Annotated in this window: 17 protein-coding genes and 1 tRNA gene; all 18 read right to left on the reverse strand. The window is 61.4% G+C overall.

The genetic code is table 11. The features are described from left to right. Positions 1–317: 317 nt before the first annotated feature. The 18 genes from E6B08_RS23840 to E6B08_RS23925 all read right to left on the reverse strand — a co-directional run bounded on the left by E6B08_RS23840 (position 318) and on the right by E6B08_RS23925 (position 13,909). Positions 318–393 (reverse strand) — tRNA-Lys (locus E6B08_RS23840). A gap of 61 nt (positions 394–454) precedes the next feature. Next, a complete protein-coding gene (gene queC / locus E6B08_RS23845; RefSeq protein WP_136916213.1) occupies positions 455–1,129 on the reverse strand; it encodes a 7-cyano-7-deazaguanine synthase QueC in 675 nt (224 codons plus the stop codon). Positions 1,130–1,145: 16 nt separating this feature from the next. Then, positions 1,146–1,793 (reverse strand): 7-carboxy-7-deazaguanine synthase QueE, encoded by a 648-nt coding sequence (gene queE / locus E6B08_RS23850; protein ID WP_136916214.1) that lies wholly within the window; start codon positions 1,791–1,793, stop codon positions 1,146–1,148. A 158-nt stretch (positions 1,794–1,951) separates the two neighbouring features. After that, complete coding sequence (ybgF, locus tag E6B08_RS23855) at positions 1,952–2,767, reverse strand: tol-pal system protein YbgF (protein WP_136916215.1); 816 nt, start codon at positions 2,765–2,767, stop codon at positions 1,952–1,954. Between the two features lie 6 nt (positions 2,768–2,773). Further along, positions 2,774–3,274, reverse strand: coding sequence for a peptidoglycan-associated lipoprotein Pal (pal, locus tag E6B08_RS23860; protein WP_043209505.1), 501 nt, complete (start codon positions 3,272–3,274; stop codon positions 2,774–2,776). A gap of 54 nt (positions 3,275–3,328) precedes the next feature. After that, positions 3,329–4,609, reverse strand: a complete 1,281-nt coding sequence (gene tolB, locus E6B08_RS23865) for a Tol-Pal system beta propeller repeat protein TolB (protein ID WP_192938700.1) — start codon at positions 4,607–4,609, stop codon at positions 3,329–3,331. Positions 4,610–4,626: 17 nt separating this feature from the next. After that, positions 4,627–5,691, reverse strand: coding sequence for a cell envelope integrity protein TolA (gene tolA / locus E6B08_RS23870; protein ID WP_136916217.1), 1,065 nt, complete (start codon positions 5,689–5,691; stop codon positions 4,627–4,629). Next, a complete protein-coding gene (gene tolR / locus E6B08_RS23875) occupies positions 5,691–6,143 on the reverse strand; it encodes a protein TolR (protein WP_136916218.1) in 453 nt (150 codons plus the stop codon). Before tolR ends, tolA begins: the two co-directional genes overlap by 1 nt. Positions 6,144–6,158: 15 nt before the next feature. Next, positions 6,159–6,854: a protein TolQ gene (gene tolQ, locus E6B08_RS23880; protein WP_054902637.1), complete on the reverse strand. Its 696-nt coding sequence runs from the start codon at positions 6,852–6,854 to the stop codon at positions 6,159–6,161. 2 nt (positions 6,855–6,856) lie between these two features. After that, positions 6,857–7,309, reverse strand: a complete 453-nt coding sequence (gene ybgC / locus E6B08_RS23885) for a tol-pal system-associated acyl-CoA thioesterase (RefSeq protein ID WP_136916219.1) — start codon at positions 7,307–7,309, stop codon at positions 6,857–6,859. A gap of 125 nt (positions 7,310–7,434) precedes the next feature. Then, positions 7,435–8,481 carry a Holliday junction branch migration DNA helicase RuvB gene (ruvB, locus tag E6B08_RS23890; protein ID WP_136916220.1) on the reverse strand — a complete coding sequence of 349 codons (1,047 nt, stop codon included), beginning with the start codon at positions 8,479–8,481 and terminating at the stop codon, positions 7,435–7,437. Continuing rightward, positions 8,478–9,095, reverse strand: coding sequence for a Holliday junction branch migration protein RuvA (gene ruvA / locus E6B08_RS23895; RefSeq protein WP_136916221.1), 618 nt, complete (start codon positions 9,093–9,095; stop codon positions 8,478–8,480). Before ruvA ends, ruvB begins: the two co-directional genes overlap by 4 nt. Positions 9,096–9,204: 109 nt before the next feature. Then, a complete protein-coding gene (gene ruvC, locus E6B08_RS23900) occupies positions 9,205–9,729 on the reverse strand; it encodes a crossover junction endodeoxyribonuclease RuvC (RefSeq protein ID WP_136916222.1) in 525 nt (174 codons plus the stop codon). A 186-nt stretch (positions 9,730–9,915) separates the two neighbouring features. Then, positions 9,916–10,662 carry a YebC/PmpR family DNA-binding transcriptional regulator gene (locus E6B08_RS23905; RefSeq protein ID WP_136916223.1) on the reverse strand — a complete coding sequence of 249 codons (747 nt, stop codon included), beginning with the start codon at positions 10,660–10,662 and terminating at the stop codon, positions 9,916–9,918. Between the two features lie 111 nt (positions 10,663–10,773). Next, positions 10,774–12,549, reverse strand: coding sequence for an aspartate--tRNA ligase (gene aspS, locus E6B08_RS23910; RefSeq protein WP_136916224.1), 1,776 nt, complete (start codon positions 12,547–12,549; stop codon positions 10,774–10,776). Between the two features lie 95 nt (positions 12,550–12,644). Beyond that, positions 12,645–12,866 carry an FmdB family zinc ribbon protein gene (locus tag E6B08_RS23915; protein ID WP_043209521.1) on the reverse strand — a complete coding sequence of 74 codons (222 nt, stop codon included), beginning with the start codon at positions 12,864–12,866 and terminating at the stop codon, positions 12,645–12,647. 92 nt (positions 12,867–12,958) lie between these two features. After that, entirely contained in the window at positions 12,959–13,204 is a 246-nt protein-coding gene (locus E6B08_RS23920) for a ribbon-helix-helix domain-containing protein (protein WP_416194413.1), read from the reverse strand. 231 nt (positions 13,205–13,435) lie between these two features. Continuing rightward, the gene (locus E6B08_RS23925; protein WP_136916226.1) at positions 13,436–13,909 is read right to left on the reverse strand and encodes a Dps family protein; all 474 of its coding nucleotides are present in this window, start codon (positions 13,907–13,909) and stop codon (positions 13,436–13,438) included. Between the last annotated feature and the right edge of the window lie 91 nt (positions 13,910–14,000).

Consider the following 14,000-nt stretch of genomic DNA (forward strand, 5'->3'; position numbering starts at 1 on the left):
CCACCATTCCGATAGCTGAAGCAGTTTAAAGCAGGAAAATTCTGCCCCAGTCATGATCCTAGGAAACTGGCGTCATGCCTTTGGCTGCGCGGGATTTGGGATCCATTCACGACATCATTTCATAGAGCTGTGACAGCTCAAAAATGCACTAAGTCTTTGAGTTTTTTGACCCAGAAACGGAAAAGCCCGCCATAAGCGGCGGGCTATTCCATATTGACATCACGCTGCAGCGAGCCTAAGGTTCGCTCCAGACGGCTGCAAGACTAGAAACTGGCTGGGAAGCCCCCCTCTCTAGAACTCACGAACCGCTGTGAATATGGTGGGTCGTGTAGGATTCGAACCTACGACCAATTGGTTAAAAGCCAACTGCTCTACCAACTGAGCTAACGACCCGTTGGATGGCGCGTATAATACTGATTTCTAACGGGAAATCAACACCTCACGCGCTTTTTTTTCAAAAATAACGTGTCGGATCCTGTACCCCGGCGTTCTTGAACCCTTCGGCGCGCAGCCGGCAACTGTCGCACTTGCCACAGGCGCGGCCGTCGTCGTCGGCCTGGTAGCACGACACGGTAAGACTGTAGTCCACCCCACGGGCGATACCAGCCTGGACGATCTGCGCCTTGCTCATGTTCTGCAGTGGCGCCTGGATACGGAAGCCCTGCCCCTCCACGCCAGCCTTGGTGGCGAGATTGGCCATGCGCTCGAAGGCTTCGACGAACTCGGGGCGGCAGTCGGGGTAACCGGAGTAATCCACAGCATTGACGCCGATGAAGATATCACGCGCCTCCAGCACCTCCGCCCAACCCAGGGCCAGCGACAGGAACACGGTGTTGCGCGCCGGCACGTAGGTCACCGGAATGCCTTCGCCGGGGGTCTCGGGTACATCGATACTGCTGTCGGTCAGGGCCGAGCCACCGATGCCGTCCAGGTTCAGGCCGATCACCTTGTGCTCCACCGCACCCAGGTCGCGGGCGACGCGAGCTGCCGCGTTCAACTCGGCACGATGGCGCTGCCCGTAATCGAAGCTCATGGTGTAGCAGCTGTAGCCCTCGGCCTTGGCCATGGCGACGACCGTGGCCGAATCGAGGCCGCCGGACAGCAGGATTACCGCGCGTTTCTCAGTCATGTCTGTTTACTCTCAATCAACGTCCGGGTTCGTCGTTCCACAGCAGTTTGTGCAACTGCAACTGGAAACGTACGGGCAGGTTGTCGGCGACGATCCAGTCGGCCAGGTCGGTGGCGCTCACCTGATGATGGCTCGGCGAGAACAGCACTTCGCCGGCGCGTTCGGCCAGGTTGTACTGAATGAGCTTGGACACCGCCCAGTCGTAGTCCTCGCGTGAGCAGATGACGAACTTGACCTGGTCGTTACGGGTCAGCAGCTCGATGTTCTCGTAGCGGTTGCGGTGCGACTCTTCCGACCCTGGGGTCTTGAGGTCGACCACACGGCTGACGCGCACGTCGGTGCCACTGATATCCAGTGCGCCGCTGGTTTCCAGCGACACCTCATAACCGGCGTCGCACAGGCGCTGCAGCAGCGGCAAGGCATTCGGCTGGGCCAATGGCTCGCCACCGGTGACGCAGACATAGCGCGGTTTGAAGCCGGCCACCTGCTCGAGGATCGAGTCGAGGGTGCGCAGGGTGCCGCCGCTGAAGGCGTAGGCACTGTCGCAATATTGGCAGCGCAGGGGGCAACCGGTGAGGCGCACGAATACCGTGGGCAGCCCGGCCGTTCGTGTTTCACCCTGCAACGAGTAAAAGACTTCGGTGATGCGTAGTGTGTCTTGCATGATCGCCACGGGCGTGACAGCTAAACAGGCTGTCCGCCTCCGTCAGGCACCACCGCGAACTCGACATAGCGTTATCCGGGGTGGCGTGTGTAAGAAAAAGGGCTGAGATTCTAACGAAAAAACCCGCGACAAGCGCGGGTTTTTTAAAAAGCTGCCGATTAGAGCTTCTGCAGATCGCGTTGCGCCAGTTGCGCGGCGGAAGTGCCGGGGTACTGGGTGATGACCTGTTGCAGGATGCCCTTGACCTTGTCGGTATGGCCCAAACGGCGCTCGACGTCGGCCAGCTTGTACAGCGAATCAGGCACCTTGCTGTGCTTGGGGTACTTCTGGCTGACCTGGGCGAAAGCCTGGCTGGCACCTTGCAGGTCACCCTTTGCCAGGTTGACCTCACCCAACCAGTACTGGGCGTTGCCGGCATACTGACTGTTGGGGTACTTGCGCAGGAAGGCATTGAACGCCTGGCTGGCCTTGTCGAAGTCCTTTTGCTTGATCAGGTCGAAAGCAGCGTCGTAATAGAGCTTCTCTTTCGCCGGATCACCCGGCTCGCTGCTGGCGGCCGGTTGTTGTGCAGCGGCGCCGGCGGCGGCACCCGCTGCTGCACCGGCGGCATCGGATGCGCCACCGGAGGAAGAATTGTCAGGGTTCGCGACTGACGCGCCACCACTGTTGATGCGACGGTCCAGATCCTGGTAACGCTCCAGGTTTTCCTGCTTCATGCGGGCCACATCGTTCTGCAGCTCTTCGATGATGCCCTGCTGGCGGGAAATCTGATCCTGCATCTGTTGCAGCTGCATGAACAGCTGGCCCTGTGCAGAGGCAGGGGCCGAAGCCCCTGACCCGGCATAGGCGCCGCTCGTGCCATAACCCGCTGGTGGATAACCACCGGCGTTGTCATCTACTACAGGGACCGCAGCCCACGCCGAAAGCGGAAGGCTGAGTGCGAGGACGGTTACAACACGACGGCACATACGCATAAGAACTTACTTACGCAGTTCTACGCGACGGTTCTGAGCCCAGGACTGCTCGTCGTTGCCGGTGGCAACTGGACGCTCTTCGCCGTAGGAAACCAGTTCCAGCTGAGCAGGGGAAACGCCCTGCAGAACCAGGTAGCGCTGAACGGCCTTGGCGCGGCGCTCACCCAGAGCCATGTTGTACTCGCGGGTACCACGCTCGTCGGTGTGGCCTTCCAGGACAACGCGGTTGCCGTTGGCTTTCAGGTCCTTGGCGTGAACGTCCAGAGCGCGCATGGCTTCTGGCTTCAGGTCCGAGCTGTCGTATTCGAAGTAGAAGGTGGTGATTGCGCGCAGGGCGGCTTCTTCGCTCAGGGAACCGTCAACGGCGCCGGTGTTAGCACCGTAGCCAGCGTTCGGATCGACAGCAGCGCCTTCACCAGCGTTGTCGCCGCCCTTGGAGGAGCAACCTACAGCTACGGCCATGGCCAGAGCCAGCGCAGCGAATTTACCAAACTTCAGCATTTCCATCGTGAAACTCCTAATGAAACCCCAGTGTGTTAAGCAAAACGTATTACGCCGCAATCAGTTCAGGTAAGGGGACCAGGACGGTTCTCTGACTTCGCCTTGAGCGGTAGGAAGTGGGAGCCTCACGCGGCCATTAAGCGACACGAGCATCAAGACTCCCCGGCCCTGCTGGCGGGTGGCGTAGATTAGCATGGTGCCGTTGGGCGCAACAGTGGGAGACTCATCAAGACTGGTCTCCGTGAGAATCTTTACACTTCCGCGTTGCAAGTCCTGGGCCGCCACCTTGAAGTTGGTGAAACCTTGTTGGCGATGAATCATTACCAGAGTCTTTTCATCGGCCGAAAGTTTCGGGTTGGCATTGTAGTTACCGACGAACGTTACACGCTCGGCACCACCACCACTGACCGATTGTTTGTAGATCTGCGGTTTGCCGCCACGGTCGGAAGTGAAGTACAGGGTATTGCCATCCTTGCCCCAGAACGGCTCGGTGTTGATCCCGGGACCGGCAGTGACACGGCTGATCTGGCGCGAGCCCATGTTCATCACGTAGATGTCAGGGTTGCCGTCCTTGGACAGCACGAATGCCAGGCGCGAACCATCCGGCGACCAGGCTGGCGCACCGTTCAGGCCTTCGAAGTTGGTGATCTGCTCACGACGCCCGGTATCGATGTTCTGCACGAAGATACGTGGACGCTTCTGCTCGAACGACACGTAGGCGATACGCTTGCCATCCGGTGCGAAACGCGGCGACAGGATCGGCTCACGCGACTGCAGCAGGGTCACCGCACGCGCACCGTCGTAGTCCGAACGCTGCAGGGTGTAGCGGGTGCTGTTGGTCGAGAAGCGCTCGGCAGTCACGTACAGGATGCGGGTAGAGAACGCGCCCTTGATGCCGGTGAGCTTTTCGAACGACTGGTCGGCGATGTAGTGCGCCATGTCGCGCAGTTGATCGGTACCGCCGGTCACGCTGCCGGTCAGCACTTGCTGCTCGGTGGCGACGTTGAACAGCGCGTACTGCACCTGCAGGCGACCGCCGGCAGGCACGATGCTGCCGACCATCACGTACTGGGCGCCCAGGGCCTTCCAGTCACGGAAGATGACTTCGCTGGCCTGGGTGGGCTGGCTGATCATGTTCTGCCGCGGAATCGGCGAGTAGTAGCCCGAGTTACGCAGGTCGTTGCCGATGATATCGGCCATGTCTTCCGGCAGTACGCTGCCACCCTGCATCCCGAACGGCACTACGGCGATGGGCGTGGCCCGATCGCTGCCGCTGGTGACCAGGATGTTCTTTTCCTCTGCCATGGCCATGCCAGCCACGCAGCAGAGCATGACCAGCATTCCTCGAAGGAGTTTAATCACAACGCTAGATCCTCAGGTGTAAATGTCATCTTGAACGAACGGTACGGATTGAACTCGTTCGGCTTCAAGCCCTGCATCTCGGTCAAACGACCAATGTTCTTCACCGCTGCCACCGCCGAACTGTCGAACGGGCCGTCGCCACTGGAGCGCGACACACTGACGTTGGTGATGGTGCCATCCGGCAGCATGTTGATCTGCAGGACTACCGTCATGCCCTTGCGCGCGGAAGGTGGACGTGCCCAGCCTTCGGCGGCGCGCATGCGGATCAGGTCGTCGAAGTCGCCGGCCACCTGGTCACCCTGCTCGTCAGCCAAGGCTTGCTGGCGCTCGGTGGTGTCGGACAACAGCTCGGCCAGGGCCTGGGCTTTCTTGTCTTCCGCCGCTTTGCGGGCTGCATCCTGTGCCTTCTTCTTCTGGGCATCTGCAGCGGCCTTTTTCTTGGCCTCTTCAGCTGCCTTCTTCTTCGCATCTTCGGCCGCCGCTTTCTTCTTGGCGTCCTCGGCTGCTTTTTTCTTCGCCTCATCAGCGGCCTTTTTCTTGGCCTCCTCGGCGGCTTGCTTCTTGGCTTCTTCCTCGGCCTGCTTCTTGGCCTCGTCTTCAGCCTTTTTCTTGGCGATGTCGGCCTGCTGCTTCTTCGCCTCTTCGGCCTTCTTGGCTTCGGCGGCTTTCTTGGCATCGGCGGCCTTGGCGGCATCCTCGGCCTTCTTCGCCTCGGCGGCCTCGCGGGCTTCTTCGGCCTTTTGAGCGGCGTCGGCTTTCTTTTGTTCCGCGGCCTTGATGGCCTCCTGCTCGACCTTCTTCTGCTCCAGCTGCTCGACTTCGGTCTGGCGCGAGGCGGTTTTCTTCGCTTCCCCGGCAATCTTCTGATTGGTCTGGGTGGTCGCCTGACTCTTGGACTTGAGCTGGTACAGGGTAGCCTGAACGATCGGCTTGGAAGGCGGCAGTTCCGGCGTCATGGCGAAACTGACGAACAGCATCCCGAACACCAGCACATGCAGGCCGATGGCCCAGACACTGGGCCAGAAGTAGCTTTCCGAGGCGGATGGCTCTCGCTGTTGCATCAGGGCGCCTCGGTAATCAGGCCAACGTTACCGACACCGGCCTTCTGCAACCCGCCCATGGCACCCATGACCGCGCCGTAGTCGACAGCCTTGTCGCCACGAATGAAGACCTGTGTCTGCTTGCCCTGGTCGCGACCAGCGGCAATGATCTTGGTCACTGCGCCGGTCATTTCCGGCAAGGTCATGGCCTTGTCCATCTGCTTGTCGGTATCGACTTCGCTGCCGAGGTTCCAGTAATAGGTCTTGTCGGCCTTGATGGAGATGGTGAGGATCTGGACGTTGTTGTCCTGCGGCAGGGCTTCGCTGGAAACCTTGGGCAGGTCGACCTTCACGCCCTGGTTGAGCATGGGGGCCGTCACCATAAAGATGACCAGCAGCACCAACATCACGTCGATGTAGGGCACCACGTTCATCTCGGCGACCGGCTTGCGTTTTTGGCGAACTCGGGCCATGGGGTTAGTACCTGCTTACTCTTCGCTGGTGTGCACTTTACGGTGCAGGATCGCCTGGAACTCGTCGGCGAAGGTGTAGTAGCGACCGATCAGCACTTCGCTGCGTGCTGCGAATCGGTTGTAGGCGATGACCGCGGGAATTGCCGCGAACAGGCCGATCGCGGTAGCCACCAGGGCCTCGGCGATACCGGGAGCGACGGTGGCGAGGGTCGCCTGCTGGGCGCTGGCCAGGCCGCGGAACGAGTTCATGATGCCCCATACGGTACCGAACAGGCCGATGTAGGGGCTGGTCGAACCCACGGTGGCAAGGAACGGCAGGCTCTGCTCGAGCTTCTCTTCCTCACGCGAGATGGCCACGCGCATGGCACGGCCAACGCCTTCCATCACCGCGTCCGGGTCGACGCCCGGCTGCTGGCGCAGGCGCGAGAATTCCTTGAAACCGGCGCGGAATACCTGCTCGACACCGGAATCGGGGTCAGGGTTGCTGCCTGCCTGGCGGTACAGCTTGGACAGGTCGATGCCCGACCAGAAGCGCTCCTCGAAGGCATCCAGCGCACGACGACCGGCGCGCAGCATGGTGCTGCGCTGGAAGATCATGATCCATGAGGTGACCGAGGCGGCCACCAGGGTCAGCATCACCAGCTGTACTACCACGCTGGCATTGCTGACCAGACTCCACATGGAGGTATGGTCGACGACGTTAGCTTCCACGCTTATTCTCCTGCATTCGATTGATGACCCAAGCCGTCCGCCGCAAAGGCGTCGCGCAGCTCCGGGGGTATGGCTCGGGGTTTGAAAGTGTCGGCGCGCACGGCGGCCACCAGGAACTGCCCTTCGCAGAGCAGCGTTTCATCCTTTTCTCGCCACACCTGCTGCACGAAGCGCAGGCTGGCGCGATTGAGTTCAAGTACTTGCGCGGTTACCCGCAGCTCGTCGTCCAGGCGCGCCGGCGCGTGATAACGCGCCTCGCTGGAATGGACCACGAACAACAGGTTGTCCTCGGCCAACTGCGACTGGGAAAAGCCCAGGTGCCGCAGGCGTTCGGTGCGCGCGCGCTCCATGAATTTCAGGTAATTGACGTAATACACCACGCCGCCCGCATCGGTGTCTTCGTAATAGACGCGACAACGGTGTGCGAATGGTTCCAGGCCTTTTTGCGCGCGCATACTCTAGTGCTTACTCCTCAGCTTGCCAATCCGCTGCGGCAACTGTTTTTTCTTCATCAATGTCGGATTGCCAGCACCCTTTCGGCATGCCAGCGCTAGGACCACGAAAAGCCGGTTTCGATCTGTCATTCATCGCCGGAATCGGAAAATTCTCCACTGTCGCCCAAGCGCCCAGGCACATTCAGGCCAAAGTGCAGGTAGGCATGCCGGGTCACCACGCGGCCACGCGGGGTGCGCATGATGTAGCCTTGCTGGATCAGGTACGGCTCGAGCACGTCCTCGATGGTGTGGCGCTCCTCGCTGATAGCGGCGGCAAGGTTGTCGACGCCCACCGGGCCGCCGTCGAACTTCTCGATCATGGTCAGCAGCAGGCGGCGGTCGGAATGGTCGAAACCGCGCTCGTCGACATCCAGCAGGTTCAGCGCCATGTCCGCGACCGCCTTGGTGATCTGGCCCTTGCCCCGCACCTCGGCATAATCGCGCACGCGGCGCAGCAGGCGGTTGGCGATACGTGGCGTGCCACGGGCACGACGGGCGATTTCGAAGGCGCCCTGGTCCTCGATGGCCAGGCCCAGGATACCGGCCGACCGGCTGACGATGGTGGCCAGGTCCGCATTGCTGTAGAACTCCAGGCGCTGGACGATGCCGAAACGATCGCGCAGCGGGTTGGTGAGCATGCCGGCCCGGGTGGTGGCGCCAACCAGGGTGAACGGCGGCAGGTCGAGCTTGATCGAACGGGCCGCAGGGCCTTCGCCGATCATGATGTCGAGCTGGAAGTCCTCCATGGCCGGATACAGCACCTCCTCGACCACGGGTGACAAGCGGTGGATCTCGTCGATGAACAGTACGTCGTGGGGCTCGAGGTTGGTCAGCATCGCCGCCAGGTCGCCCGGGCGCTCGAGAATCGGCCCAGAAGTACTCTTCACCGACACGCCCATTTCCTGGGCGATGATGTTGGCCAGGGTGGTCTTGCCAAGGCCGGGCGGGCCGAAGATCAGCGTATGGTCGAGCGATTCGTTACGACCACGGGCAGCCTGGATGAACAGCGCCATCTGCTCGCGGACCACCGGCTGGCCGATGTATTCGTCGAGGCGCAGCGGACGGATTGCCCGGTCCTGGACCTCTTCTCGGTCGCGCCCGTTGGCGGCGATCAGGCGGTCGGCTTCGATCACTTGGTAATCATCCCTTTAAGGCTGCGACGGATCAGCTCTTCGCTGCTCAGGCCGGCCTTGTCCTTGATCGCCGAAACCGCCTTGCTCGCTTCCTGCGGCTTGTAGCCCAGGGACACCAGCGCACTGACCGCATCGGCCTCGGCCGTGGAGCCGCTGCTGACCGGCAACGGGCTGTCGGACACCAGGGTGAACATGGCCGGGGAGGTTTCCCAGGCCTTGAAACGATCCTTGAGTTCGACCAGCAGGCGCTCGGCGGTTTTCTTGCCGACGCCGGGCACACGTACCAGGGCCGAAGTATCCTGGGCCTGCACGCAGCGCACCAACTCATCGATTTCCAGCCCGGACATCAGCGCCAGGGCCAGTTTCGGCCCCACGCCGTTGAGGCGGATGAGTTCGCGAAACAGCTCGCGCTCGCGCTTTTCAGCGAAGCCATAAAGCAAATGGGCGTCTTCGCGCACCACCAGGTGGGTGTGCACGGTCACTGGCTCGCCCACTTTGGGCAGGCGATACAGGGTCGTCATGGGCACTTCCAGCTCATAGCCCACGCCGTTGACGTCGATAATCAGGTGCGGCGGCTGTTTTTCCGCCAGGGTGCCGCGCAAACGTCCAATCACGTTCCGATCCTTCCTCTCGGGGAGCCGGTCGAAGACCGCTCAACCCTATCAGCAAATGCAACGGGTGAACGCTTCACCCGAACAAAATGTGTATCAGCGCATGAAGCGCCTAAAGACGCAAGCGCCCGCCACGCCGCCGCGCCGTGGTCAGGCCATGAGGCACCAGGCTGGAACGGGTATGGGCATGGCACAGGGCGATGGCCAGGGCGTCGGAGGCGTCGATCTGCGGCTTCTGGGTGAGTTTGAGCAGGTGCATGACCATCAGCATGACCTGCTCCTTGTTCGCCCCGCCGGTACCGGCGACGGCCTGCTTGACCTGGGTGGCGCTGTACTCGGCGATCTCGAGGCCCGCTTCGGCGGCGGCGACGATGGCCGCGCCGCGCGCCTGGCCGAGCTTGAGCGCCGAATCGGCGTTGCGTGCCATGAACACCCGTTCGATGCCCATGGTCATCGGGCCGTGCAGGCGGATGACCTCGCTCACGCCGCGAAAAACGATCTGCAACCGTTCGTGCAGCTCGCCGCTGCCAGTGCGGATACAACCCGATGCCACGTACTCGCAACCTCGAGCGGTCTGGCGTACCACGCCGTAACCGGTGATGCGCGAGCCGGGGTCGATACCAAGAATCAGAGTCATAACGCCTGTCGTGTTAACGGATACATATGTGCAAACTGTACCGGCCCTTTCGCGGGTAAACCCGCTCCTACAGGTACAGCACCGATTTCAATTGCGGCGCAGTACCTGTAGGAGCGAGTTCACTCGCGAAAGGGCCGGTACAGGCGGTAACAAGCTCACAGGCCTGACGCGAATCGCCAGACCACCTTAGCCGAGATTCTCCATGATCTCGTCGGAAATCTGCGCATTGGAGTAGACGTTCTGCACGTCATCCAGGTCTTCGAGCATGTCGATCAGCTTGAGCACCTTCTCCGCACCCTCCTGGTCCAGTTCGGCGCTGGTGGTCGGCTGCATGACGATTTCCGCGTCGGCAGCCTTGAAGCCCGCCTCTTCCAGCGCGTTACGCACGGCATAGAAGCTGCTGAACGAGGTGAACACCTCGAACGAGCCATCGTCATTGCTGACCACGTCGTCGGCATCGGCCTCCATCGCGGCTTCCATCAAGGCGTCTTCGTCCACGCCGGGCGCAAAGCTCAACTGCCCCTTGCGCTCGAACAGGTAGGCCACCGAACCATCGGTGCCGAGGTTGCCGCCACACTTGGTGAAGGCGTGACGCACGGCAGCTGCGGTACGGTTGCGGTTGTCGGTCATGGCCTCGACCATGATCGCCACGCCGCCCGGGCCGTAGCCTTCGTAGCTCAGCTCTTCGACGTTGTCGCTTTCGTTGGTGCCGGCACCACGGGCCACGGCGCGGTCGATGATGTCGCGGCTCATGTTGGCGCCCAGGGCCTTGTCCAGGGCCAGGCGCAAGCGCGGGTTGGAGGCCGGGTCACCGCCGCCTTGTTTCGCGGCGACGGTCAGCTCGCGGATCCACTTGGTGAAGATCTTGCCTCTCTTGGCATCCTGGCGCTCTTTGCGGTGCTTGATGTTCGCCCACTTGGAATGACCAGCCATAACGACTCCGAATACTTTGAAACACAAACAAGTGCGCCCCTGACGGGGCGCAACGAAAAATTCTGCGCCGTAACGCAAAGGCGCATCCATGTGGATGCGCCCGGGGTCCGCTTACTCGACCTTGGTCTGTTCGCGCAGACGGATATGCAGCTCGCGCAGGGCCTTGGCGTCGACCATGCCTGGGGCCTGGGTCATGACGCACGCGGCGCTCTGGGTTTTCGGGAAAGCGATCACTTCACGGATCGACTGGGCACCGGTCATCAGCATGACCAGACGGTCCAGGCCGAAGGCCAGGCCACCGTGAGGTGGTGCACCGAACTTCAGGGCGTCGAGCAGGAAGCCGAACTTCTCTTCCTGTTCAGCCGCCTCGATACCCAACAGGCGGAACACGGCCTGTTGCATTTCCTTGCGGTGAATACGGATCGAACCGCCGCCCAGCTCAGTGCCGTTGAGCACCATGTCGTAGGCACGCGACAGCGCGGTGGCCGGGTTGGCCTCGAGCTCTTCGGGGGTGCACTTCGGCGCGGTGAACGGGTGGTGCAATGCGGTGAAGCTGCCGTCTTCGTTCTCTTCGAACATCGGGAAGTCGACCACCCACATCGGTGCCCACTCGCAGGTCAGCAACTCGAAGTCGTGACCCAGGCGGATACGCAGCGCGCCCAGGGCTTCGCTGACGATCTTGGCCTTGTCGGCGCCGAAGAACACGATGTCACCGTCCACGGCGCCAACGCGATCGAGGATGGTGGTGAGGTTGGCCTCAGGGATGTTCTTGACGATCGGCGACTGCAGACCCTCGACACCCTTGGCGCGCTCGTTGACCTTGATGTACGCCAGGCCCTTGGCACCGTAGATGCCGACGAACTTGGTGTATTCGTCGATCTTGCTGCGCGGCATGCTCGCGCCGCCTGGCAGGCGCAGGGCGGTGACGCGGCACTTGGGATCGTTGGCCGGGCCTGCGAAGACCTTGAAGTCGACGTCCTTGAGCTGATCGGCAACGTCGACCAGTTCCAGCGGAATACGCAGGTCCGGCTTGTCGGAACCGTAGCGGCGCATGGCCTCTTCGTAGGTCATGTGCGGGAATTCGCCGAACTCCAGGTCCAGGACTTCCTTGAACAGCTTGCGGATCATGCCTTCGGTCAGGCCCATGATCTCGCTTTCGTCGAGGAAGCTGGTCTCGATGTCGATCTGGGTGAATTCAGGCTGGCGGTCGGCACGCAGGTCTTCGTCACGGAAGCACTTGGCGATCTGATAGTAGCGGTCGAAACCGGCCACCATCAGCAACTGCTTGAACAGCTGGGGCGACTGCGGCAAGGCGAAGAAGCTGCCGGCGTGAGTACGGCTCGGTACCAGGTAGTCGCGCGCGCCTTCCGGCGTGGCGCGGGTGAGGATCGGCGTCTCGACGTCGAGGAAGCCGTTCTCGTCCAGGTAGCGGCGGATGCTGCTGGTGATGCGCGAACGCAGGCGCAGCTTGTCGGCCATTTCCGGGCGACGCAGGTCGATGAAGCGGTAGCGCAGGCGGGTTTCCTCGCCAACGTCGGAATATTCGTTCAGCGGGAACGGCGGCGTCTCGGCTTCGTTGAGCACGTTCAGCTGGTAGCCTAGGATTTCGATGGCGCCGGAGGCCATGTTGGCGTTCACCGCGCCGTCAGGGCGCTTGCGCACCTTGCCGGTGATCTGCACCACGTACTCGCTGCGCACGCGGTCAGCGGCGGCGAAGGTTTCGGCGCGATCCGGGTCGAATACGACCTGGGCCATGCCCTCGCGGTCACGGATGTCGAGGAAGATCACCCCGCCGTGGTCGCGGCGACGATGGACCCAGCCGCAAAGGGTGACTTCCTGGCCGTCCAGGCTCTCGTTCAGTTGGCCGCAATAATGGCTGCGCATCATGATGGTGGTTTCGCTTCTCGTGATTCGTGTAATTCGGTAAGGCCTTGACCGCCCCTTGGGACTAATACTGCAAGACCCGGCTAATGCACTTCAACTCAGTCGGCCTTGTCGCCGCCTGCCAGATTCTTCTTCGCCCCGGTCTTGAAGTCGGTTTCGTACCAACCGTTGCCGCTCAAGCGAAAGCCGGGTACAGACAGCAGTTTTTTCAATGCCGGCGCCTGACAGGCCGGGCAGTCGGTCAGCGGCGCTGCGCTGATCTTCTGCAGTACTTCCATCCTGTGATCGCAGGATGCACATTGATAGTCATAAAGGGGCATGGGTGTCTCTCGTCAACCACAACGCAGGCTGCCAAGGCAGCAAAAAGCGGGATTATATATGGTTAAGGAGCGCTGCGCAGCCCGCCCGGCGATTAGCGTAAACGAGGTGGGTCGAGCAGCCAGGCAACGCAGATCACCCGGATCAGGCCGCTGAAGTTACGCACACCGCCCTGACGCAGGTGCACTTCTCGGTCAATGTAGGACAGCACGGCACTGACCGAACAGCGATTGACTTCGGCAATGCGTTCGAGGATTCGCCAGTACACGGCCTCCAGACGCAGACAGGTGGAAAAACCATTGAGTCTTACCGATCGCGAGACCGGCAACGCCTGCCGCATGTCGAAATCCGTGTCGAACGGGTCGACGCACTGGCGACCGGGCCAAGGCCCCTGGCCTGCCCTTCCTTTATTGACTTGCACCTTGCATTCCACCAGCACACTCCATGATCAGCGGTTGTAGTCCGCCCATGAAGCGCCCTGGCTCGTCGCGAGTGCAGCGGCAAAACCTTCCTGATCAGGCAAGAAAGCCCGGGGACACCTGTGTCGCCGGGCTCTTGCGCGAAGCGCCGATTATTGGCCGTCGAGCAGTACCCTCAGCATCCAGGCGGTCTTTTCGTGGACCTGCATGCGCTGGGTCAGGAGGTCGGCGGTCGGCTCATCACTGACCTTGTCCACCACCGGGAAAATGCTCCGCGCCGTGCGCACCACGGCTTCCTGGCCTTGCACCAACTGGCGGATCATTTCATCCGCAGGCGGCACGCCGGCCTCTTCCTTGATGGAAGAGTGCTTGGCGTAGAAGGCGTATGAACCCGGCGCCGGGAAACCCAGCGCACGGATGCGCTCGGCGATCGAATCGACCGCCAGGGCCAGCTCGTTGTATTGCTCCTCGAACATCAGGTGCAGGGTGCGGAACGAAGGCCCGGTGACGTTCCAATGGAAGTTGTGGGTTTTCAGGTACAGGACATAGGTGTCCGACAGCAACCGGGAAAGCCCGTCGACGATGGATTTGCGATCTTCTTCACTGATACCGATATCAATTGCCATGAATCTCCCCTTTCCATTTGGCTTGGTGATCAAGCAGGCACCGCACACTGTAGCAACAGTTACCACACCCCGCCCGTGACACAGGGCAAGG

The sequence above is a fragment of the Pseudomonas putida genome (assembly GCF_005080685.1).
Classification (GTDB): Bacteria; Pseudomonadota; Gammaproteobacteria; order Pseudomonadales; family Pseudomonadaceae; genus Aquipseudomonas; species Aquipseudomonas putida_V.

Bases quoted from the DNA above. Each gene is read 5' to 3' on its own strand.
- E6B08_RS23920 (WP_416194413.1), bottom strand. From the start codon at position 13,204: ATGCGGCAGGCGTTGCCGGTCTCGCGATCGGTAAGACTCAATGGTTTT.
- tolB (WP_192938700.1), bottom strand. From the start codon at position 4,609: ATGCTGGTCATGCTCTGCTGCGTGGCTGGCATGGCCATGGCAGAGGAA.
- ybgC (WP_136916219.1), bottom strand. From the start codon at position 7,309: ATGCGCGCGCAAAAAGGCCTGGAACCATTCGCACACCGTTGTCGCGTC.
- ruvC (WP_136916222.1), bottom strand. From the start codon at position 9,729: ATGACTCTGATTCTTGGTATCGACCCCGGCTCGCGCATCACCGGTTAC.
- E6B08_RS23925 (WP_136916226.1), bottom strand. From the start codon at position 13,909: ATGGCAATTGATATCGGTATCAGTGAAGAAGATCGCAAATCCATCGTC.
- E6B08_RS23915 (WP_043209521.1), bottom strand. From the start codon at position 12,866: ATGCCCCTTTATGACTATCAATGTGCATCCTGCGATCACAGGATGGAA.
- queE (WP_136916214.1), bottom strand. From the start codon at position 1,793: ATGCAAGACACACTACGCATCACCGAAGTCTTTTACTCGTTGCAGGGT.
- tolR (WP_136916218.1), bottom strand. From the start codon at position 6,143: ATGGCCCGAGTTCGCCAAAAACGCAAGCCGGTCGCCGAGATGAACGTG.
- ybgF (WP_136916215.1), bottom strand. From the start codon at position 2,767: ATGCGTATGTGCCGTCGTGTTGTAACCGTCCTCGCACTCAGCCTTCCG.
- aspS (WP_136916224.1), bottom strand. From the start codon at position 12,549: ATGATGCGCAGCCATTATTGCGGCCAACTGAACGAGAGCCTGGACGGC.
- tolA (WP_136916217.1), bottom strand. From the start codon at position 5,691: ATGCAACAGCGAGAGCCATCCGCCTCGGAAAGCTACTTCTGGCCCAGT.
- E6B08_RS23905 (WP_136916223.1), bottom strand. From the start codon at position 10,662: ATGGCTGGTCATTCCAAGTGGGCGAACATCAAGCACCGCAAAGAGCGC.
- queC (WP_136916213.1), bottom strand. From the start codon at position 1,129: ATGACTGAGAAACGCGCGGTAATCCTGCTGTCCGGCGGCCTCGATTCG.
- pal (WP_043209505.1), bottom strand. From the start codon at position 3,274: ATGGAAATGCTGAAGTTTGGTAAATTCGCTGCGCTGGCTCTGGCCATG.